Origin of the sequence: Portibacter lacus (assembly GCF_021533215.1) — a bacterium.
In the GTDB taxonomy this organism is placed as follows: Bacteria; Bacteroidota; Bacteroidia; order Chitinophagales; family Saprospiraceae; genus Portibacter; species Portibacter lacus.
The window spans coordinates 158668-180690 of record NZ_JAJNKA010000008.1 but is presented as its reverse complement, the minus strand read 5'-3'; the positions used below and the strand labels follow the sequence as shown (position 1 = coordinate 180690).

Sequence of the window (22023 nt, the reverse complement as noted above, 5' to 3'; positions counted from 1 at the left end):
ACCGAAAATGGACATAAAATAATAAGTTAATAATGGGAAAAATAATTGCAATCGCAAATCAGAAAGGAGGAGTTGGAAAGACAACTACTGCAATTAACCTTGCTGCTGCGCTTGCTGTATTACAAAAAAAGGTTTTGCTTGTAGATTCAGATCCACAAGCGAATTCAAGCTCTGGCGTTGGAATATATGAAAATGAAGTGGAGTTTTCTATCTATGATTGCTTAATGGAAGGTATCGATCCGAAGACGGTAATTAAAGAAACTAGCACTCCTAATCTTTATTTACTTCCTTCTGATATCAATTTAGTAGGAGCAGAAGTAGAACTAGTCAGTGTTAAACGCAGAGAGTTCGTAATGAAAACTATGATCGATCAAGTAAAGGATGATTATGACTATATTTTCATCGATTGCTTGCCTTCATTAGGCTTAATTACAGTAAATGCATTAGTTGCTGCAGATTCAGTTATTATTCCTGTTCAATGTGAAATTTTCTCTTTAGAAGGATTAGGGAAATTAAAAAACACTATTGAACTCGTAAAAAATAATTTGAACCCAGATTTAGAAATAGAAGGAATCGTTTTATCTATGTACGATAGAAGATTAAGAATGGCCAATTTAGTAGTAGAAGAAGTAAATGCCATTATTAAGGACTTCATATTTGACACCATTATTCATCGGAATTCAAAAATAGGTGAATCTCCAAGTGCCGGATTACCTGTAATTCTATATGATGCTAGTTCAAAAGGAACGAGCAATTTCCTAAATTTGGCAAATGAGTTTTTAAAGAAAAATGATGACTCCATTTACGATAAAGAGAAGATGGAATCGTTTGATAATAAAATGAAGAAGAGTAAAATATAAATGGGTAAGAAAAAGGAACTGGGCAAAGGAATCAGAGCACTACTTAATAATATAGAAGATAGTAGCGAAGAAAAAGAGCAAGTTGTTCGAAAGCTGAGCAACCACATAGAGTTTATTGATCTTGAAAATATAGAAATAAATCCATTCCAACCAAGGAAGCAATTCGATCAGGAACAGTTAGAAGAGTTAGCTGAATCTATAAGAACTTATGGAATCATTCAGGCAATTACTGTTCGTGATATGAAGGACGGTAATTTCCAACTCATTTCAGGTGAAAGAAGGTTCCGTGCTTCTAAACTAGCAGGACTTAAGGAGGTGCCGGCATTTATTCGAATTGCAGATGATACGCTGATGCTAGAAATGGCCTTAGTGGAAAATATTCAGAGAGAGAATCTTAATGCACTAGAAGTTGCTATCAGTTATAATCGACTTCTTGGAGAATTCGATTTCACGCATGAGCAATTATCAGAGCGTGTAGGAAAAAAGAGAGCTACCATTTCTAACTATGTTCGTTTATTAAAGCTTCCCCCAGAAATACAGACAGCATTAAAAAATGAAACGATTTCTATGGGACATGCACGTGCACTGCTCGCTATCGATGATCTTTCACTTCAGCTTAAACTTTATAAACAAACAATAGATCAGCAACTTTCAGTAAGGACACTCGAAAACCTAATCAAAGAATATAAGACGGAAAAAGTCCATGGTCCTAAGCCAGTTTCTGAAAAAAAGCATCCTGAAGTAGCCAAAATGGAAAAGAATATCGCTGAAAAAATCGGTTATAAATCCGTTATAAAAAGAGCAGCATCTGGAAAAGGAGAAATTAGAATCCCGTTTAAATCAGATGATGAACTGAACAATATCATCGAAGCATTATTAAACTAAGCAACAACATCGATAAGCTGGACGTTTCTTAAATCAAGTATGAGGTATCTAATCTTCTTAATTTTTTTTATTCTTAGTTTCTATGCAAGTGGTCAGTCCCCGCTCACAAATGACTACGAAGAAGACTTATCTGAAAATTTCATAGATCCAGATTCTGTGGATTATGAATCTTATACTAAAAAAACAAGTAGTTTCAAGGCTTTGTTCAATGGAAAACCTGGCCAAGCCATCATGTATGGAATGCTCATTCCTGGAGGCGGTCAGATCTACAATAAGAAATACTGGAAAGTACCTATTGCTTGGGTTGCAGAGGGAGCTGGCATATGGACTTTTGTCTATCTACGGAGCGAATATAATAATTTCAATGACGCCTACCGACAAACCGTCTTAGGTGAAGAAGGGATCGAATATCGAGGTGTATCCGGAACAGATCGATTAAATTCTTATAGAAAGCAGTTTCAGAAATACTCTGAGCAAGCTGGCGTGGGCATGATTGTTATTCATATTATAGCCGCAGTAGAAGCCTATATCGACAGGCACTTAACAGACTTCGACATCGATGAAGACTTAAGTTTTGATTATACTGCGCCGAATATCAATAATAACGGCAAGCTTGTGGGCGTCACGCTGAGTTATAAATTCTAATATCCTTTAACACCTTTCCATTCTGGGATTTTCGGCACTCTAGCAGATATTCTGATTTCTACTTTTTTCACTGGATGGACAAAAACTATTTCACTACAATGTAGACATATTGATTTGTCAGCATTCGGTGTACCGTATCCATACTTAAGATCTCCTACGATTCTACAACCAATATTAGCTAGTTGAACCCTGATTTGGTGATGACGTCCAGTCATCAGGTCTAGCTTAATCAAATAACGGTTATCGACTTCTCGGATAAATTCATACTTAAGTTCAGCAAGTTTTGCATTAGCAGCACCTTTTTTAGCGATATAAGACTTGTTTTTAATAGGATCTTTTTTCAAATAATCTTTTAGATATCCCGACAAATCAGGCGGTCTGCCTTCTACTAAAGCGAAGTATGATTTCTTGATATCATTATCTCTAAATAATTTCGTCATCCTTGTTAAAGCTTTAGATGTTCTCGCATAAACAATCACTCCGGAAGTTGGACGATCTAATCTATGAATGCTGCCCAAGAAAACATCTCCAGGCTTTTTGAATTTCTCTTTGATATAAAGTTTAATATGTTCTATTAGTGAATCATCATTACTCTTATCTTTCTGAGACAGGTCCCCACCCTTTTTATTGATTGCAATCAAGTGATTATCTTCAAAAACTACATCTATTTTCGCCATCTGAATCTTTTATTTTCAATAAGTAACATATTAAAATAAATAAATATTTATATTTTACTGATTAATTTATCAATACATATGTAAATAATCAATAATATGTTATATATTTGAATTGTGTAAGTTTTGGTTATTAATTGTAAAATTCGTTTATGCTCGTGGAACGCCACGAGCTTTTTTTTTGCCTAAAGTAAAGTAATCGATTTCTATCACACTTTCCACCATCTCTATTAACTGGAGACCCAACTAATTCTACATCAAAATATTCCACCTTCTTTCTTCCTAGATATCCTTTTCAGTTCCAATCTACCGCCTACATCTCACGCTAACATCTAGCAAATCTTAACATATTACATAATTGTATAATGTGTTGGCATGATACTTGCAATTTAATAAATAACTGAGATGAAATAGTTTTCATTTCGAAATGAGTTACGATTAAATTGAGTTATGCCTGTGTCTAGTCACCACAGGCTTTTTTTTTGTCTATTATTTACGCTCCCCACTTAACAAACTAATACCTTCAAAATCAATAAGTCACCTTCCATAAGTTGCTCATATTATTGCAAGTTACTTTATAACATTGAAAGAAATAGAATCTTGCATTCAACATACATTTCCAACTAAGAACAAAATTAATTAATATTGCATCATAAAAAATAAAGCCACATGATTATAGGAGTTCCGAAAGAAATCAAAAATAATGAAAATAGAGTTTCATTGACACCAGGAGGTGCCCTTGAACTTATTCGAAGAGGCCACAGAGTCCTTGTTCAGCATGACGCTGGGAGAAATAGTGGTCTGCCAGATGAAATTTATGAAAAGCAAGGTTGTGAAATTCTTCCTACCATAGAAGATGTTTACAAGAATGCTGAGATGATTATTAAGGTGAAAGAACCGATAGAGCAAGAGTATGACCTTATACAGCCGAATCAACTTGTTTTCACTTACTTTCACTTTGCATCGCACGAGCCTTTAACAAAGGCCATGATAAAGTCAGATGCTATATGCTTAGCATATGAAACTGTGAAGGACAGCAAAGGAGGTCTACCCTTATTAATTCCAATGTCAGAAGTTGCTGGTAGAATGTCTATTCAAGCTGGAGCAAGTTACTTAGAAATGCCTCATAAAGGAAGAGGGATTTTGCTTGGTGGAGTTCCTGGGGTGCAACCAGCGCATGTTTTAATCTTAGGAGGTGGTGTCGTAGGAACACAAGCTGCGAAGATGGCTGCTGGACTAGGCGCGAAGGTTACCATCTTAGATATCAACCTAGATCGTTTAAGATACCTTGCTGATATATTACCTGCAAATGTTACAACACTTTACTCTAACGAATATAATATTAGAAATCTGGTTAAGAGTCACGACCTTATTATAGGTGCCGTTTTAATTCCAGGCGCAAAAGCACCGAATTTAGTTACTAGAGACATGCTTAAAACCATGAGACCTGGTGCTGTACTAGTCGATGTAGCTGTAGATCAAGGTGGTTGTATAGAGACATGTAAACCGACAACTCATGCTGATCCAACTTTTGTTATAGATGATATTGTTCATTATTGCGTAGCTAATATGCCTGGCGCTGTACCATATACGTCTACTGTTGCATTAACCAATGCTACGCTTCCATTCGCCATTCAACTGGCTGAAAAAGGATGGAAAAAAGCATGTACGGAAAATGCTGCACTTAAAGAGGGATTAAACGTAGTGAATGGAAAAGTGGTTTATAAAGCAGTTGCAAATGCCTTTGACCTAGAATACAGCAATGTTGATGATGTTCTGGCTTAGCTAGCATACGCACCGATATATTCTGCATTCACTACAAATTATAAATTTTTCAATAGGTAAATGCCTTAAATATCAGTTTATTGTTTATTTTTAAGTGATAACTTTTTAATAAATTTTAAAGCTTACCTGCTATGCACATAACTTTCGAGGAATTACGAAGAATTAAGCACAAATTACCAACGGGAAGCATCAATAAAATCGCACAGAAACTTGATGTTGAAGAACAAACCGTTAGGAATTATTTTGGAGCCAAAAAATACCGTGATGGCAACATCGTTGGAAAACACATCCAACCTGGGCCAGATGGAGGATTTGTTCTCTTAGAGGACACAAAGATTCTCGATATTGCAAAAAGTATGATACAACCAGGACAAAGTTAAGGAATAAAAAAAGCGGCTTTAAAATTAAAGCCGCTTTTTTTTATTGTTATTTTAGAAATTAGAATTCTCTAATCTTAATATTCTTAAAGCTTACTTCATCGCCATGATCTTGCAACAAGATTAATCCTGCAGGTATCTGGCCAAAATTCTCCCACTTCTCATACTTACTTCTTTCTACCATTGCTCTAAACATCTGAGCACTTCTATCAAACTCCACTACCTTGATCTCATTCAACCAGTGTTCAACCATTCCTCCTTTCACAACAACTCTGGCTCTATTCCAGCTATTAGGACCATTTGCACGTTTGGTACTTCTATTACTCTCAGATAAATTCCCAGCTCTAATTAAGTCATATAGTGAACCAATTGTACGGTTACCATTTTTACCCTGCTTAGCATCTGGATGATTCTTATCATCTAGAATTTGAAATTCTAATCCGATAGCTGAACCTTCCCCTTTATTTAATTCTGTATCCACAAAGTACTTTAGTCCACTATTCGCTCCTTTCGTATACATGAAATCAACTGTAATTTCAAAATCACTAAACTCCTTAGTTGTTACGATATCTCCACCATTTCTTGATTCGGCACCTCCTGATGACAATACTTTAAGAATGCCATCATTTATTTCCCAGCCTTTAGTAGGAAATTCATCTGACTTAGCTCCTCTCCATCCATCAGTAGTTTTACCATCCCATAACAATCTCCAACCATGATCCTTTTCATACTCAGTTAATGTATTTTTTAGGTAGCTTATTTCTGCAACATTCGGGTCAGGAGTTGTTGCATAATCTTCAGGAGAATCTGTAAGTATTCTCGCTTTTCTCCACATCACCTGTGTTCCAGCTAATGCTTCATTATTTCCTATTCCATGTACTTGAAATCCAATTAATCCTTCAGCTGTAAGATCATCTACTAATCTTGCGCATTGAATACCATTAACAAATGTATTAATATGATCTCCTATTGCTTCTAACCTAATATGATTCCAATAACCTTGCTTAAATGCATTTTGTGATTTCTCATTTCGAGTTATCGGATACAACCACCCTCTTCTTGCTTCATCATAAATACCTCCAGTCCACTTCCTTGGTGAAGTCTCAAGCTCCAATTGGTATCCATGCACTCTGCCGTTACGGTCAGCAGGATCACTAATACTTCTAAATTGTACTCCTGAATTCAAACCCGCATCTACCTTCACTTCAAATTCTAAAATGAAATCACCATATTTTTTCTTGGTTGCCATAAAACTATTCGGAATATTAGTTTTAGAGGTTCCTATAAGTACTCCGTTTTCCAGTACATAATCAGCTGTCCCGTTAAGCTGCTCAAATTCAGACAAATCGCCATCAAATAGGTTATGCCAATTTTGAGCATTTATATTTAATGATATTGTTAATAGTAAAAATAAATAAAGTTGTCGCATGTTTGTTTTGTCAATTAATAATTAATTAAATTTTGTAACCAGGGTCCAAATTATTAATAATTTTCTTATTATTAAACCTAATTATATATTATAATCACTTAAAATGATAAAAAGACGAAATTTTATAAAAGCCTCTGCATTGGCAGGAACAGGTATTTCTCTTGGGCTAACTGCTAAATCTTATGCAAATATTATTGGGGCAAATGAAAAAACAAATGTTGCAATCCTGGGTTGTTACAGGAGATTCCCTGCATTAGCAGGCCCGCTTTCTGCCATGAAAGACGTAAACATACGTTATGTTAGTGATGTAGATTCACGCCGCCAAGCTAAAGGAATGGAGAGTATTAGCAAAAAAGCAGGATACGATACCATCGGCGAGAAAAACATGAACCATATATTAGATGACAAAGATGTAGACGCGGTTTTTATCGCGCTACCTGATCACTGGCATGCTCCAGCAGCTTGGATGGCGATGGATGCAGGCAAACATGTATATGTTGAAAAACCAGCCAGTCACAATCCTAATGAAAGTGAACTGCTAATCAAACTTCAGAAAAAATACGGTAAAGTCGTACAAATGGGCAACCAGCAACGATCTTCTCCTGAATCACAAGAAATAATAACTGCTATCCATGAAGGAATCATAGGAAAAGCTTATAAAGCACTAGCTTTCTATTCTAATTCTAGAGGTAGAGTTCCAGATGCTCACAAGGTTCCTGCACCTGATTATTTGGATTGGGATCTTTTCCAAGGTCCAGCTCCTAGGCAGGAATTTATAGATATAGTAGGTGATTACAACTGGCATTGGTACTGGCAATGGGGAACTGGAGAAACAGGAAATAATGCAACTCACGAATTAGATATCGCGAGATGGGCACTAGAAGTTAATTTTCCGAAGCGCGCAAAAGTAGAAGCATATAAACAGCATTTCGTGGATGATCCTTGGACGATGTATGACACGATGTACGCAACATTCGAATTCGAAGACCAAAAAGTCATTAACTGGGATGGTAAAAGTAGAAACGCATACAATACTTATGGTGCTGGAAGAGGGACCATCATTTATGGAAGCGAAGGATCTGTATTCATTGATAGAAGTTTGTATAAACACTTCGATAGAGCTGGAAAATTAGTCAAAGAAGTTAAATCTGACTTTTCGGAAGGAGGTGTTAATTTAGGTGGTGGAGGTGGAATGACCAATATTCATGTCCATAATTTCCTAGAAGCTGTAAGAGGAAAAGCTAAGCAAAACTCGAATATCGAGGATGGTGCAATCAGTACGAACTTGTGTCATTATGCTAATATTTCTTACAAAATGGGAAATCAAGCATTAGACATTGATCCAGCTACAGGTAGATTCACAGATAAAAATGTAATGAAAAAACATTGGGCTAGAACGTACGAAAAAGGCTATGAACCGCCTAAGGTTTAGCGCTTTAATCAATCTCTATCTTGACTTCAAAAGAGATTGATCATTTAATACGAGTAAATCAATTTAAAATATTATCATGAATCCTTTCTGCTAACATGGAAAGGATTCTTTTATTTATGCTCTTCTGATGCTGCAAATAAAATGAAAGCTCTTTTTCAGTAAACATTGCTACACAAATTCCCATCATTTTATGTTTTATACTCTGATCTTTTATAAGTAGCTGGTTAATTTTATTTCTCAATTCTTGCTCATCTAACCCACCAACATCTATTTTTCTTGTAACTAATTCATGATTGAACAAATTCACTAGTAAATCATTCTGGAACTTTAAAATTGGCCGAAGCACTTCATTTTGAAATATCAGTTCTTCAGAAGCCACACTCGCATTATAGGCAAGCGCTATACTAGGTCTACATTTTCTTAATAATTCATCCCGATCTTCCATTTCTAACTTTTCCATGTAGATAACGCATCTAACATTGACATATATAAACCGAATTTCAAGCTGAATTGTTCTGATTTATATTTGCTATCGACAAGTTATGAGCACAGAAACAAACTCTTACGAATGGTACATTTGAATTCCACTATCAATCAAATCTACAAGTTCATTTTTATTCCTTTTTATCTCGCCGAGTAAATCAAGTATCTCCATCTCTAACTTATCTCCATTAAACTTTCCTGTTAACTCTAAAATCTCAAGCAACAACAGCCACTCCTTAGGATATCCATGAACATAAGCTTCTAGTTTTTTAATAATGCCCATGTTAAATTCAGCCTTAAATCGAATATCTCGCACATCTTGATACGTGTTTTCTTTATCAATAATAACCTGAGACTTATTCTTGTTCTTAAACGAAGGTGACAATTCATGATCTCTTAAATCAAAAGCGTATACGTCTGAGAGTCCCGCAAAAGCAGAAACTACTTTCTTCCCAACAGCCAAATGGAACATATTATCCTTACTTTCAAATAAGACTTCCTGAGCATCTCGAACCGTACAATTCGTTAAACTAATCAGCATAATTTTCCCTTGCAGATTCCGTGTCCCAGTCACTACTCGTCCTAAAACCTCAATGCCTCCCTCATATTTCAAGGACAACTCTTTTCCTTCATAAATCCCGTAAGTTTCTAAGTCTAAAGGAGACATATCTTCTATTGCTAGGTTAATCCCTTTCAATTTTCCTAGTGGAGTAATAAAACCTTCCTGATATTCCAAGGTAGAATGGCCGATTAACTCTTTATTTCTATATGCTAAGGAAGTCAATCCAGTCGTAGAAATATAACTTACTTTTCCATTGTATGATTTAACTTTATCAAAAACACCTGTAATTTGAAGACCTGTGCTTAGCTCAATTGTACCGATAGATTGAGAATCAATTAACATTTCCACACCCACTACGCCACCTTTTCTAAGCGCCATTCTTTCAGCAAACTCTTCTAGCACTTTACTCAGATATGCAAAATTCGGCGTAACGAAAAGCTTCGGTTGTGGACGAGTAATATCAAACTCTACCTCAGCTGCATCTATAGAATAAGGAATTTTCTCAACGTTGTCCTTTAGACACCATATACTCTCCCCTATTGACGACAACAAACCTGCTCCATATATTTTATAATCATCTAAGCTCCCTATCAATCCATATTCAACCGTCCACCATTGTAAATTCCTGATTATGGACATTTCTGACGCTGGTACATCCTTTGACTGCAGTTCATCAACCTTCCTCTGCGCTGCGGCAATTGCTCTTTCATCTGGCTCTTCTTGCTCTTTTAATTGCGACAACTTTCTTACTGCATCATACACATCCCAGTCATGCTTAGAAGAAATGGCTTTACTTCCAATCTCTCCTAATCTTCTTAGGTACTCAGAATATTCAGGATTGGCAATAATAGGAGCGTGACCTGCAGCTTCGTGAATGATATCTGGAGCTGGAGTATACTCTATGTGATCTAATGTTCTAATATCCACAGCGATCACCAGAACATTATAAGCTTGAAATTCCATAAATGCTGCAGGAGGTATAAACCCATCCACAGCTGCTGCCGCCCATCCTATTTCCTTCAAAATCCTATTCATTCCATACATATCTGGAATTTCATCAATAGAAACACCTGTCATCTTAAGTCCATCGACATAGGAGTGATGCGCCACTTTACTTAGAAAGGTTACATTTTTACGCATGACATACCTCCATACAGCTTGGTTTATAGAAGTATAATCTGAGTAATGCTGCGGAATAATATATTGCCGTAGATGAGGTGGCAATTTATCCAATATCGGATTAGAAGGTATATTATTCATATGTTCTGTGTTTTAATACAAATATAGAACAAAGAAGTTATATTTAGCAATATGCAATAACATTACCAACAAATACTAGAAGAATCAGAAACACAAATGGAGAACTACCACATTGTAGCAGGGAGGCTGAAAGGTAAATTACTTAATCGCTCAGGAAGGAACATAAACATGCCTAAACTGCATATGCAATTCAAAAAAGCATAAAAGAAATAATATATGTACGAAATTATAACTCCTTCAAGAAAGCAAGTACCACGAAATCAATCAAACGATTTTAGCCTCTCACCTCTTTAATCAAAGCCAATGAAGATCTAACTTTCTCTTCTAGACCTGCGTAATCTTTATTTTTCAAAACGGTAGAGCTAATCAATTGAGAGCCCATACCTACACAAGTCACACCAGCATCAAACCAACCACGAAGATTACTTTCATCTGGAGAAACTCCACCTGTTGGCATTACTGATGTCCAAGGTTGAGGCCCTTTGATAGACTTTACAAAGCCTGGCCCGTATGTTGAACCTGGAAAAAGCTTTACAATTTCGCATCCTAATTCCTCAGCCTTGCATATTTCAGTCAATGTTCCACAACCTGGAGACCAAAGAACTTTTCTTCTATTACAAGCGATCGCTATATCTTCTCTAAAAACTGGAGTCACTATAAAATTGGCACCTAATTGCATATATAAACTCGCTGAACCTGCATCCGTAATAGAACCAACGCCCATAATCATCTCAGGTAATTCCTCAGCGCAAAATTTATTTAATTCTCCGAAGACCTCATGAGCAAAGTCTCCTCTACTCGTGAATTCGATTAAATGAGAACCACCATTATAGACAGCTCTAAGGATTTCCTTTCCTAATTCAATATCTGGGTGATAGTATAAAGGAACCATTCCCTGGGTTTCCATTTTAGCTACTACTTGTAATCGTGTAAATCTTGCCATTGTTTTATTGTTTGTTTATCTAGCAACTCTGCCTGAAGCATCACCACTCATTAATTTTTCGACTTCTGCTACAGTTGATAAATTTGCATCACCATAAATAGTATGTTTCAAGCAAGATGCTGCAACTGCAAAACCCAAAGCTTTTTCATCATTTCCATCATAAGTAAGTAATCCATAAATTAGGCCGCCCATGAAACTATCTCCACCACCTACTCTATCTACGATGTGTGTTATTTGATAGGTCGGTGCCTCGTGCAACTTCTCTCCGTCATATAGCACACCAGACCAAGAATTATGCGAGGCACTTATCGAGCCTCTAAGCGTAACAATTACTTTTTTGCACCTTGGAAACTTTTTCATTAACTGCTTACATACAGATATATATGCTTTCGCATCAATAGTATCACCGTGAGTAACATCTACTCCTTCAGGATGAATATCAAAATGCTTTTCAGCGTCTTCTTCATTACCTAAGATAATATCACAACCTTTCACAAGTTCTGGCATAACCTCACTTGGCTCCTTACCATACTGCCATAAATTCTTCCTATAATTAAGGTCCGTAGAAACAGTTATTCCCATATCATTTGCCACTTGAATAGCTTCTAAGCATGCATCAGCGGCACCTTGAGATATAGCAGGTGTTATTCCTGTCCAATGGAACCATGTTGCATCCTTGAACACTTCCTTCCAATCCACCATCCCAGGCTCGATAGAAGCCATTGCAGAATGTGCACGGTCATACACAACTTTACTTCCTCTACTCACTGCGCCTATTTCTAAAAAATAGATCCCCAATCTCTCACCACCTCGCACAACATGACTAACTCCTACGCTTCTCTTTCTCATCTCCATTAAGGCACATTCTCCGATATCATTCTTAGGAAGACGTGTAACGAATTCTGTAGGCAACCCATAGTTTGCTAATGAAACGGCAACATTGCTTTCGCCTCCTCCGTACACAACATCAAATTCGCTAGCTTGAGAGAATCTCTTAAAACCTGGAGGGGTTAATCTCAACATTATTTCTCCAAAAGTTACTATCTTTTTCATTGTTTTGTTATCGGTTAAATCTGGATTAAAAACTATTTTCAAAATTTAGGAAGGCAAGAAATACACTAGAACATCTGCTTATAATAGAAGCAGCGCTTGAAAAATCACATTTTCACCTTCTGATAACAAGTAGATATACCAATTTATGTATGGCTACTGTAATTACCAGTCCAAAGAAAGTAAATCAAATGGAATAATTCCTAAAATAAAGAATAAAATTTATGCTTTAATTGCCTTGATCCCAGGAAGTTCTTTTCCTTCTAGGAATTCTAGCATAGCACCACCACCAGTAGAAATGAAACTAACTTTTTCAGATAGTCCAGATTTATTAATCGCCGAAACAGAGTCTCCACCGCCTATTAGTGAAAATGCGCCTAGCTGAGTCGCATCTGCTACTGCTTGGGCTATTGAAAATGTTCCCTTTGAGAAAGAAGACATTTCAAAAACACCAACTGGACCATTCCAAAGAATAGTCTTAGAACTTAAAATAACATTTCGGTAATCTTCGATTGCATACGGCCCGATATCCAGTCCCATCCAACCATCAGGAATCTCCATACTTGCTACCGTTTTCATGTTAGCATCGTTCTTGAAATCATCAGCAATTTTAGAATCCTGAGGTAAATGTAATTGTACACCTTTTTCTTCACACTTCTTCAGCAACTTTTTAGCTAAATCAACATAATCCTCTTCGAAAAGTGAATTCCCAATAGAACCGCCCTTTGCTTTCAAAAAAGTATAACTCATTCCGCCTCCTATCAAAATATGATCAGCGAATTCAGTTATTTTATCTATCAACTGAATCTTATCCGAAACTTTTGCACCTCCGATGATCGCTGTTACAGGATGATCAGGATTATCCATCAATTTTGTCCCATTAGCTATTTCGGACTCCATTAGATACCCGAAAGTCTTATGATCTGCATCGAAAAACTGGGCAACTGTAGTTGTGGAAGCATGAGCTCTATGTGCTGTTCCAAAGGCATCATTTACAAACAAATCAGCAAGGGATGCTAATTGTTTAGCAAAATCTACATCTCCTTTTTCTTCTTCTTCATGAAATCGAGTATTCTCTAATAAAAGTACTTGACCAGGCTCCAACTCTCCAGCTTTCTTAGTTGCCTCCTCTCCTACACAGTCTGAAGCGAAGTTAACTTGAACACCTAGTAATTCCGTTAAATGGTTAACCAAATGTTGCAATGTGAATTTCTCGACATCTAACGTGCCATCTTCCTTCTTTTTCTTCAATGGTCTTCCCAAATGACTCATAAGAATTAAAGCTCCACCATGATCCAAAATATATTTTAGCGTAGGAAGTGCTTTTTGAATTCTGGTATCATCCGTAATTTCATTTGCACTATTTAAAGGAACATTAAAATCAACTCTTACAAGTACTTTTTGTTTATTGAAATCTAAATTCATTGAATTGTTATTAGAAAGGAAGAAAAAAGGCTTGAACCTATTAGATTCAAGCCTTCGAATTATTTATACCATATCAGTAATATCTGCTAATCTTGCAGAGTAACCAGCTTCGTTGTCATACCAACTTACGATTTTCACCATTTTACCTTGAACAGCAGTAAGACCTGCGTCAAATATAGATGAATGTGGGTTTCTAAGAATATCAGCAGAAACAATAGGATCTTCTGTATACTCAAGAATACCTTTTAATGGACCTTCTGCCATTTCTTTAAATTTAGCATTAACCTCTTCTACTGAAGTTTCTTTTTCAGAAAGGAAATTAAGCTCAATTAATGAACCAGTGATTACAGGAACACGTAATGCCATAGCAAACATTTTTCCTTGAACCTCAGGAACAACTTTACCAACAGCAATAGCAGCTCCTGTAGATGTAGGAACGATATTATAAGCTGCAGCTCTAGCTCTTCTTAAATCTTTATGTGGTGCATCCTGGATATTTTGGTCAGCAGTATATGCGTGTGTCGTAGTTAAAGAACCTTGAACAAATCCCCAGTTATCTACAACTATCTTAGCTACAGGAGCTAAACAGTTAGTTGTACAAGAAGCATTAGAGATTAATGTATCTGTATCTAATAATTCTTTGTCATTTACTCCTAAAACGATAGATCTAAATCCTTCACTTTTTGCAGGTGCAGATAAGATTACTTTTTTAGCTCCAGCTTGGATGTGAAGAGACGCTTTATCTTTAGTTGTGAAAATACCAGTACACTCAAGTACAACATCAACGCCTAATTTAGCCCAAGGTAAATCTCCAGGATTTCTTTCAGCCGATGCTATGATTTCTTTCCCATTAACAATAAGAGTTGAATCAGTTGCAGTGACTGTACCTTCGAAAGGTCCTTGTGCACTATCATACTTTAATAAATGTGCCAATGTATGGTTATCTGTAAGGTCATTTATGGCTACAACTTCAATGTCCGGATTTTTCAATAAGTTTCTGAAAGTCAGTCTTCCGATTCTACCGAATCCATTAATAGCTACTTTTTTGCTCATTTTTTAATTTATTAACAGTCAAGAAAAAATTTATAAGTTGACAAAAATAAGTTTTTAAAATCAAAAACGAGGTGTATTAATTTTAATTTTGATGATTATCCATCTAGCCAAACAATTCTAAGTTACCACCTAAAATCATTCCATTAATTTTGGCACTTTCCCCAAACAACCTCATTAACTACGGGAGACTCAGCTCAAAATTCAACGTATTTTCATACACTAGAGGCTATCAGCGCATTATATTTGACTATAATCCATTAAATCAACTATTCATGCTTGGGTATATAATCTTGACTAAAAAGACACGTTAGCTATCAATGCCATTTGATGCTTATGCATTTGTAGCAACACAAGTAAAACAATAGCAATTCATTGATAAAAAGTCTCTTAATCCAACTTCTCAACATAGACATAAAAGGCATTACATTGATCTCCATTTTCCATATCAAAATAAGCCGTTAATTCTGTTTCTCCTGTTTCAACTTGCGCTTCGAGAATAGCTGCTTGATCGCTATTGTTTAGGTCTGTCGTATACTCTTCATCTCCTATTTTCAAGTAAGCTTTTTCAAACTTCATGGCATTCCCATCTATTGACTTATCCATATAGGGCAATGCAGGAAATCCATCATTCACAGATGCCCCTAGAGCTAGACCGCTTTCAGCTGGCCATCTTCTTAAACTAAACTTATATTTTCCAGCTTCTACAAATTTTATAGTGAACTTTGCCGGCTCCATTACATCTCCTTTACGAATCATTTGCTGATTCCATGGCGGATACTTATCAGTTGTACGTGCATCATGACAAGTAATCACATCAACTGAATCAAGGCCTAATTCAATTACAGAAAACTTAGTTTCACTGATCACATCTTGCCACCAAGAATCATAAAAAGCATTCATTTCAGCAACTTTTTCTGGAAACTCATCAGCAATATTATCTATCTGTCCAGGATCCTTACTGATATCATACAATTCTTTTCCTTTGATCAATCGCCATTTATCATCCATCACACAACTGTTCCTTCCTTTTACAGGCCAAGGAACTCTTTGCGTATCGGTAACCAGCATTCTCTTAGGAGCTTCCTTTTCCCCTAATAAATATCCGCTTATATCTGTGCCGTCCATTGTCTTGGTAGGTTCATAATCGATTCCTGTTAAGCTTGCAAATGTTGGCAACATATCCACATGAGCAGTTAATGCAGGTAACTTTTTTCCTCCGGTCAGCCCTCCGTCAGGCCATCTTACTATAAAAGGTACTCGATGTCCGCCATCATAAGCACTCCCCTTTGTTCCCTTCATTCCAGCATTATAACCATAAGTAATATCTTCCTTCTTATCATATCTATACCCACGCGAAGTACCATTATCTGTGGTAAAAACAACAATTGTATTATCAGCAATTCCAAGCTCTTCTACTTTCTTTAATAACCTTGTGAAATTGTCATCTATATTGGTAATCATCCCATAAAATCTATGCTGTATATCATAAATTTCAGTATTGTCTTTGTAAATATTATAGTATTCTTCAGGAACATTATATGGACCATGTGGAGCATTTAGACTTAAATAGCATAAAAATGGGTCCTCTTTTTTATTTTCAATGAAATCAATGGCTTCGTTAAACCAGATATCTGTGCAGTATCCAGATTGTTTTTCCGGAACACCATTTCTAAAATAGGTATCATCGAAATAATCATTATTCCAGTAATCGGGAGTCTGCCCGACACCTCCACCACCGTGATAGAATGCCTCATCGAAACCTCGATCATTAGGCCGAAATGGGTGATTATCTCCTAAGTGCCATTTTCCAAACATCCCCGTTCTATATCCATTATCTTTAAATACATCTGCAAGAGTCGTTTCTTCCTTGTTCAACATGGACGCTCCCATAATCGTATGCCATACTCCATTTCGATTGCAATTCCTTCCTGTCAATAAACCCGCTCTTGTAGGCGCACAAGTAGTTCCAACATGATAGTTTGTGAGGTTGACTGATTCTGTTGAAAATTGATCTATTCCAGGAGTTTGTATAATCGTATTCCCAGTGTGCCCTAAGTCACCATAGCCCTGATCATCAGTAATGACAATAATAACATTTGGCTTTGCAGAAGGATACTCATTCTTAGATGAAGTATTTCCGCACGAAGCCAGAAATATTGATAAGAGAATTGCTAGACATTGGTATTTTTTCATTTGTGTGCTATTGTATTTCATTGATAATCGCTTTGAATGCTACAATATACTTTCATGAAACAGGATATTCAAATTATAAGCAATTTAGAAAAAGCAAAAACGATTGAGAATAAATCCAACACTTACAAAATTACAATTCCATCCAAGTTACTTGAGGCCAAGATTCTGAAATGAATGGCTGCGGTGGTCCTGGTGTAGAACGACCATTTGCAATAATTCCAGTAATCTTAGTTTTGAGAGCATTAACAATCTCTGGATGTTCGAAATATAGATTCTTTGTTTCTGACGGATCAACTTCCATATTATAAAGCTCGTATAATGCCTCTCCATTTTCAGGAATAATAAAATTCGGTTTCAAAGAACCTCCAGAGCCTCGGAACATATTTAGTTTCCACTTTCCATCTCGAATCGCGAAGTGACCTGAAACTGAATGATGGATTATAGGCCCATGTATTTTTTGTCCTGAAGATCCATCTCGTAATAATGACAGCAAACTATAGCTATCCTCACCTCCATTTTCAGGGATATCAATTCCAACAATTTCTGCAATAGTTGCAAGATAATCGGTCTGACATACAGGAGTATTGATTATTTTTCTAGCTTCTATACCAGCAGGCCATCTCATCAAAAATGGAACTCGGTGTCCGCCTTCATAAATATCTCGTTTACCTCCTTTAAAATGCAAGCTACTTAGATGATCGTAAGTTTCTTTGTGATAGGTATAATTCGTTTCAGCACCATTATCAGATGAAAAAATAACTAAGGTATTCTCCGCGATTCCATTTTCATCCAAGACATCCAAAATTTGCCCTACTCTAAAATCCGTTTCTTCCATAAAGTCCCCATAATTTCCACAATTACTTCTTCCTTTAAAATCAGGGTGTGTGCAATGCGGTAAATGTGGACTGGTTAATGGTAAATAGAGAAAAAATGGTGTACCGTTTTTATACTCCAATGATGCATTATTAATGTAATCTACTGCTTTAGACGCAAAAGTTTCCAAAACTAACTCATCATTGAAAGATGGTGCAGCTTCTATCCAGCCTCCACCTTTTCCTTTTTCTTTCTGGAATGGAGGTGTCATCCTATAATCATTAGGACGAACATTATCTCGAAATGAACGAGGATCAGTAACCGCTTTTTTCTTGGTCCAGAGCGTCGGAGCCTCTAAAACTCGATTATTTTCCAAGTAAGTAAGAATTCCGTAATTCATAGAAGCAGGGATTCCAAAAAAGTAATCAAACCCATGGTCAACTGGGCCACCTATTATAGGAACACTCCAATCTCTGTCTTCACCAAGTGTCCCCGCAAAATCCATCTGCAAGTGCCACTTTCCTACCATCGCTGTTTGATATCCTTTCTGCTTTAACAAGGAAGGAATGGTTAACCTCCCATCCTCGATCAGACATGGTCCGTCTGCACCTAGCACTCCTTTCTTCAATGTTGTTCTCCAACTATACCTTCCAGTTAATAAAGAATATCTAGAAGGAGTACAAACTGCATCACTACTATGACCATCTGTGAAGATGACTCCTTCTTTAGCAATTCTGTCCATATTAGGAGTTCGAAACTTAGCATTTGGGTTTAAAGCACCAACATCACCATATCCTTGGTCATCAGTGTAGATGATAATAATGTTGGGATATCTAATGCTGTCTGTTTTAATTTCTTTAGAGACGAAAGCTGGTAACTGAAAATATATAGAACTTCCATTTATTCCAAGCAATACAATTGAATACAAGATTATCGAAAAGCATGCTACACTTCTAAAACTAAAGCCCATTTCATTTACTATTAAAATATGGATCGAAAGAAACCTTCAATGAAGTTTTGCAATGAAAATCCATTTCATCATTCTGAAAATCTATTAAAGATATAAAATTGTACATAGATCAATCCTAGATTAATTCTATAAAAGGACAAGGAGAATAATTGAATCACTTTTTCGAACTAACATTAGCTGTTAATGATTAAGATATGGCCCAGCGCAGTAACAAAAAATTAGTTTAAAGAATGGATAGTAATAGAAATAAAAAAGCCGCCATAAATCTAAGATTTATAGCGGCTTAAAAGTAGCCCCTAGGGGAATCGAACCCCTCTTTCCAGGATGAAAACCTGGCGTCCTAACCGATAGACGAAGGGGCCAAAAATCTGTACTTATGAGTAGAGATTCCTAGCTTTCCAGTAAGTCATCAGTTGAACTGTTTTCAAGACTACAATTTTACTTTTCTTCAAAAGCAGTGCAAATATAGAATCTTTTAAAGAATAAAAAAATAATATAGATTTTTTTATAAACTTTTTTTGAATGGCCTTTATAATCGCTGTATTAGCAGTAAAAGACTCAATATAGAAACGGCCTGTCCGACTGAATCTGCAAGAACTTTAGACCAATCTACGTCTTCTCTATCTTTTTGTTCTTTGGTTTTAGCTGGTTTCGTCCCCACCACAATTTTAGATCCCACGAGAACCTCTGGGTAGTTTTTGTATACGAAGTAATTTCTTGTTCTTTTTATTTCACCATTTGGATTCTCCACAAAAATCTCGTTTCTACTTCCATTATCATTTATTCCACCTGCATAAGTTTCGATGTAAAACTTGGCATCCTTTCCTTTATGAAAAGGAACGTTTAACATATTCTGATCACCGAGAATATCTTGAACATAAAGTTTGTTTGCATTCGTGGCACCAACAATAGATACAAAATCTTTAGATTTTGGAATAACTATACGATCTCCGTTTTTCAATTTAAAATTAAACTTGGAATTATTCGAATTTAAGACCTCATCTAATTTTACAATAACAACTCCTAATCCATCATCACTTCTTACTAATTTAGCACCTGCAGGAAAAGCTTCCATCGTTAATCCACCAGCTCTGAGTACAACATCCTTAATTGTTTCATTGTCTTTTATTAAACTGTATTGCCCTGGAAACTTTACTTCACCTTCAATTTCAACAAAGTTCTGCATTTCAAATTCAGGAACATACCTGACTATAATTTCATCATAGGGTTCAAGCACAAAATCTAAGTTTTCACTATTTTCTTTTAAATCACGATCAATTTTAAAATTGGCGATTATTGTTTTCGTAGGCTCATTGTTTTCTATAACTAGCCGAGATATTTCTATTCGATTAGTTGCAGCTCCAAGTTTAAATCCTCCCGACATGGTTAGTACATCTGCCAGTGTCATACTTTCGCCAAACTGATAAGAACCTGGTCTATTCACGGCTCCACTAACCCTCACTTCCGATCGCTCGTCAAATAAGTTCTTTGAAAATATCTCCAGTGAATCTAATGCTCCTATCGAGAAAGCATCTTCATTTTCAAATGCCTCTAGGATATTTATCCTTCTATATTGCTTAACTTTAGGGTTCAATGGGTCTACCGTGTGAATAATTCCTATACCCGATGCATCTCTCCTTAGCCCCCCAGCAATTTCTATCGCATTCTTTATGCTTAGCTGCTGATCAATAGACAGGGAGAATGATCCTGAATTCCTAACAGCTCCACTTACTTGAAATTCTTGGTTATCATTAAAAGTAGATTGGTTGTAAATAATGATCTGATCTTTATTGATCAATGGGATATTTAAATCCTGACTTCCAGCTTCTATATTTATTTTAATATAAACAACCTTACCATCCTCTTGCATTCTTCTTATATAGCCAAAATCTTTCCGAGCACCTGGCTTCAAAGTCCCTAAGCTAATTAAGTCTTTAAGAAGCATTCCTTCCACTCGTTCATAGTTTCCATCATTAATTACGGCTCCACCTATATTTACAAAGTTATCAACCTCATTATCTATTATGTTTACAGTAAATAAATCGCCATCTTTTAAATCGAAATTTTGAATTTCTTGCTCTCTTACATCCACATACTCCTTACCACCTACATTATATCTTAGAAGCTGAATAAGTGATCTATTCGCGTTACTTCTATAACCACCTGCTAAATTAATTAAATCAGTCAATTTTTCTTTCTCCTTCATTTCATAACGCATCGGTCTTTTTACCCCTCCATTAATTTGAACAATTTTTCTAGCCACCGGAATCACTATCACGTCTCCTTCTTCTAAAAATGCATTCGTACTGGCACTTGGATTTTGTAGAAATGAATAAAAATCAAGATTCACAATATTGCCATCTTTTTTAATCAAAAGAATATCCCGTAAAGAACCAATGGATGTGGGACCACCTGCTGCTATTAATCCATTAAATGCATTGTTGATTGCAGATATAGTATAACCACCTGGACTAACTACCTCTCCTTGTATATTTACATTTATTGTTCTGCTGTAACTTAATGCAACATCAAATTCACCTTGCTTAAATCTATATGATCTAGATAAAGCATTAAATAATTTCTTTTTTGCCTGACCTAGTGAAATTCCTTTCAAGAAGATCCGCTGGTTGTTTACTTCAATTGCTCCCTCAGAATTTATTTCGTGAGCTAGTTCCTGTCTTGAAATCCCATAAATAGAAATTACAATTTTATCTCCTGCGCCCAAAATGTAAGAATCTGGTGCTTTCACTTCAGTAGAAGTTTCAAACACACTTAAATCTCGATTTTTAAAGAAAGAATGACCATAGATATTTACATCAGGTTGCTTGACATTACCTTCTTCCTTTATAATTTGCTGAATTTCTTGTTTAACCGTTTCTGTTTCTTTTGTTGTCGGTTCATCTAGATAAGATTCCTTATCAACGATAGTATCCGGAGTCACTTCGGTAGTTTTTTTCTCTGCTTCGAGTTGTTGAACAATCTGCTCTAACTCAGCTAGTTGACTTGGGCTCAAATTTTCAAGATCATCGATTTCGATTCCTCTTGCATTCATTTCTCTTATTAAATCCTCTTCTGCTATACCTCGCTTCTCTAATTCAGCCCTTACTTCTGATTCCGTCACAGGTATAGTTTGCGCAAATCCATTGCTTATGCAAAAACAAAGAATTACTAGAAAATATACTCT

17 protein-coding genes and 1 tRNA gene are annotated in these 22023 nt (G+C 36.1%); 6 read left to right on the top strand and 12 right to left on the bottom strand.

The features are described 5' to 3' along the window. Positions 1 to 32 precede the first annotated feature (32 nt). From L2586_RS15165 to L2586_RS15155, 3 genes are read left to right on the top strand one after another with little or no spacing between them, the layout of a single operon-like run. Positions 33 to 860 (top strand): ParA family protein, encoded by an 828-nt coding sequence (locus L2586_RS15165; RefSeq protein ID WP_235293770.1) that lies wholly within the window; start codon positions 33 to 35, stop codon positions 858 to 860. After that, complete coding sequence (locus tag L2586_RS15160) at positions 861 to 1745, top strand: ParB/RepB/Spo0J family partition protein (RefSeq protein ID WP_235293769.1); 885 nt, start codon at positions 861 to 863, stop codon at positions 1743 to 1745. 39 nt (positions 1746 to 1784) lie between these two features. Beyond that, positions 1785 to 2390, top strand: a complete 606-nt coding sequence (locus L2586_RS15155; RefSeq protein ID WP_235293768.1) for a DUF5683 domain-containing protein — start codon at positions 1785 to 1787, stop codon at positions 2388 to 2390. On the opposite strand, the gene L2586_RS15150 is transcribed toward L2586_RS15155, so the two are convergent. Next, positions 2387 to 3067, bottom strand: coding sequence for an RluA family pseudouridine synthase (locus L2586_RS15150; RefSeq protein ID WP_235293767.1), 681 nt, complete (start codon positions 3065 to 3067; stop codon positions 2387 to 2389). The genes L2586_RS15155 and L2586_RS15150 overlap by 4 nt on opposite strands. Positions 3068 to 3733: 666 nt before the next feature. Between L2586_RS15150 and ald the strand changes: the two genes are divergently transcribed. Both ald and L2586_RS15140 read left to right on the top strand, forming a co-directional pair. Beyond that, positions 3734 to 4849, top strand: coding sequence for an alanine dehydrogenase (gene ald, locus L2586_RS15145; RefSeq protein WP_235293766.1), 1116 nt, complete (start codon positions 3734 to 3736; stop codon positions 4847 to 4849). Between the two features lie 131 nt (positions 4850 to 4980). Beyond that, complete coding sequence (locus L2586_RS15140) at positions 4981 to 5229, top strand: DNA-binding protein (protein WP_235293765.1); 249 nt, start codon at positions 4981 to 4983, stop codon at positions 5227 to 5229. 58 nt (positions 5230 to 5287) lie between these two features. Here the strand turns inward: L2586_RS15140 and L2586_RS15135 are convergent, their stop codons facing one another. Further along, positions 5288 to 6655, bottom strand: coding sequence for a 3-keto-disaccharide hydrolase (locus L2586_RS15135; protein ID WP_235293764.1), 1368 nt, complete (start codon positions 6653 to 6655; stop codon positions 5288 to 5290). Positions 6656 to 6758: 103 nt separating this feature from the next. On the opposite strand from L2586_RS15135, the gene L2586_RS15130 reads away from it, so the two are divergent. Further along, the gene (locus L2586_RS15130; RefSeq protein WP_235293763.1) at positions 6759 to 8087 is read left to right on the top strand and encodes a Gfo/Idh/MocA family protein; all 1329 of its coding nucleotides are present in this window, start codon (positions 6759 to 6761) and stop codon (positions 8085 to 8087) included. A 58-nt stretch (positions 8088 to 8145) separates the two neighbouring features. Here L2586_RS15130 and L2586_RS15125 read toward each other — a convergent pair whose 3' ends face one another. From L2586_RS15125 to L2586_RS15080, 10 genes are all read right to left on the bottom strand, one after another. Beyond that, positions 8146 to 8547 (bottom strand): hypothetical protein, encoded by a 402-nt coding sequence (locus L2586_RS15125; RefSeq protein WP_235293762.1) that lies wholly within the window; start codon positions 8545 to 8547, stop codon positions 8146 to 8148. Between the two features lie 102 nt (positions 8548 to 8649). Continuing rightward, positions 8650 to 10392 carry an aromatic amino acid hydroxylase gene (locus L2586_RS15120; RefSeq protein WP_235293761.1) on the bottom strand — a complete coding sequence of 581 codons (1743 nt, stop codon included), beginning with the start codon at positions 10390 to 10392 and terminating at the stop codon, positions 8650 to 8652. A gap of 274 nt (positions 10393 to 10666) precedes the next feature. Continuing rightward, complete coding sequence (locus L2586_RS15115; protein WP_235293760.1) at positions 10667 to 11335, bottom strand: bifunctional 4-hydroxy-2-oxoglutarate aldolase/2-dehydro-3-deoxy-phosphogluconate aldolase; 669 nt, start codon at positions 11333 to 11335, stop codon at positions 10667 to 10669. A gap of 15 nt (positions 11336 to 11350) precedes the next feature. Then, on the bottom strand, positions 11351 to 12388 hold the full coding sequence (locus L2586_RS15110; protein WP_235293759.1) for a sugar kinase: 1038 nt from the start codon (positions 12386 to 12388) through the stop codon (positions 11351 to 11353). Between the two features lie 219 nt (positions 12389 to 12607). Continuing rightward, positions 12608 to 13810, bottom strand: a complete 1203-nt coding sequence (locus L2586_RS15105; RefSeq protein WP_235293758.1) for a phosphoglycerate kinase — start codon at positions 13808 to 13810, stop codon at positions 12608 to 12610. 63 nt (positions 13811 to 13873) lie between these two features. Further along, the gene (gap, locus tag L2586_RS15100) at positions 13874 to 14863 is read right to left on the bottom strand and encodes a type I glyceraldehyde-3-phosphate dehydrogenase (protein ID WP_235293757.1); all 990 of its coding nucleotides are present in this window, start codon (positions 14861 to 14863) and stop codon (positions 13874 to 13876) included. 387 nt (positions 14864 to 15250) lie between these two features. Then, complete coding sequence (locus L2586_RS15095; protein ID WP_235293756.1) at positions 15251 to 17077, bottom strand: arylsulfatase; 1827 nt, start codon at positions 17075 to 17077, stop codon at positions 15251 to 15253. 109 nt (positions 17078 to 17186) lie between these two features. After that, complete coding sequence (locus L2586_RS15090; protein ID WP_235293755.1) at positions 17187 to 18839, bottom strand: sulfatase family protein; 1653 nt, start codon at positions 18837 to 18839, stop codon at positions 17187 to 17189. Between the two features lie 290 nt (positions 18840 to 19129). Next, a tRNA-Glu gene (locus L2586_RS15085) sits at positions 19130 to 19201 on the bottom strand. A 167-nt stretch (positions 19202 to 19368) separates the two neighbouring features. Next, positions 19369 to 21960, bottom strand: a complete 2592-nt coding sequence (locus L2586_RS15080) for an SLBB domain-containing protein (protein ID WP_235293754.1) — start codon at positions 21958 to 21960, stop codon at positions 19369 to 19371. Positions 21961 to 22023: the final 63 nt, after the last annotated feature.

What these genes read in the sequence shown, in the direction of transcription:
- L2586_RS15130 (WP_235293763.1), top strand. Translation starts at nt 6,759, where the DNA reads ATGATAAAAAGACGAAATTTTATAAAAGCCTCTGCATTGGCAGGAACA.
- L2586_RS15095 (WP_235293756.1), bottom strand. Translation starts at nt 17,077, where the DNA reads ATGAAATACAATAGCACACAAATGAAAAAATACCAATGTCTAGCAATT.
- L2586_RS15150 (WP_235293767.1), bottom strand. Translation starts at nt 3,067, where the DNA reads ATGGCGAAAATAGATGTAGTTTTTGAAGATAATCACTTGATTGCAATC.
- L2586_RS15115 (WP_235293760.1), bottom strand. Translation starts at nt 11,335, where the DNA reads ATGGCAAGATTTACACGATTACAAGTAGTAGCTAAAATGGAAACCCAG.
- L2586_RS15165 (WP_235293770.1), top strand. Translation starts at nt 33, where the DNA reads ATGGGAAAAATAATTGCAATCGCAAATCAGAAAGGAGGAGTTGGAAAG.
- L2586_RS15110 (WP_235293759.1), bottom strand. Translation starts at nt 12,388, where the DNA reads ATGAAAAAGATAGTAACTTTTGGAGAAATAATGTTGAGATTAACCCCT.
- L2586_RS15090 (WP_235293755.1), bottom strand. Translation starts at nt 18,839, where the DNA reads ATGGGCTTTAGTTTTAGAAGTGTAGCATGCTTTTCGATAATCTTGTAT.
- L2586_RS15125 (WP_235293762.1), bottom strand. Translation starts at nt 8,547, where the DNA reads ATGGAAAAGTTAGAAATGGAAGATCGGGATGAATTATTAAGAAAATGT.
- L2586_RS15105 (WP_235293758.1), bottom strand. Translation starts at nt 13,810, where the DNA reads ATGAATTTAGATTTCAATAAACAAAAAGTACTTGTAAGAGTTGATTTT.
- L2586_RS15135 (WP_235293764.1), bottom strand. Translation starts at nt 6,655, where the DNA reads ATGCGACAACTTTATTTATTTTTACTATTAACAATATCATTAAATATA.
- ald (WP_235293766.1), top strand. Translation starts at nt 3,734, where the DNA reads ATGATTATAGGAGTTCCGAAAGAAATCAAAAATAATGAAAATAGAGTT.
- gap (WP_235293757.1), bottom strand. Translation starts at nt 14,863, where the DNA reads ATGAGCAAAAAAGTAGCTATTAATGGATTCGGTAGAATCGGAAGACTG.
- L2586_RS15160 (WP_235293769.1), top strand. Translation starts at nt 861, where the DNA reads ATGGGTAAGAAAAAGGAACTGGGCAAAGGAATCAGAGCACTACTTAAT.
- L2586_RS15120 (WP_235293761.1), bottom strand. Translation starts at nt 10,392, where the DNA reads ATGAATAATATACCTTCTAATCCGATATTGGATAAATTGCCACCTCAT.
- L2586_RS15140 (WP_235293765.1), top strand. Translation starts at nt 4,981, where the DNA reads ATGCACATAACTTTCGAGGAATTACGAAGAATTAAGCACAAATTACCA.
- L2586_RS15155 (WP_235293768.1), top strand. Translation starts at nt 1,785, where the DNA reads ATGAGGTATCTAATCTTCTTAATTTTTTTTATTCTTAGTTTCTATGCA.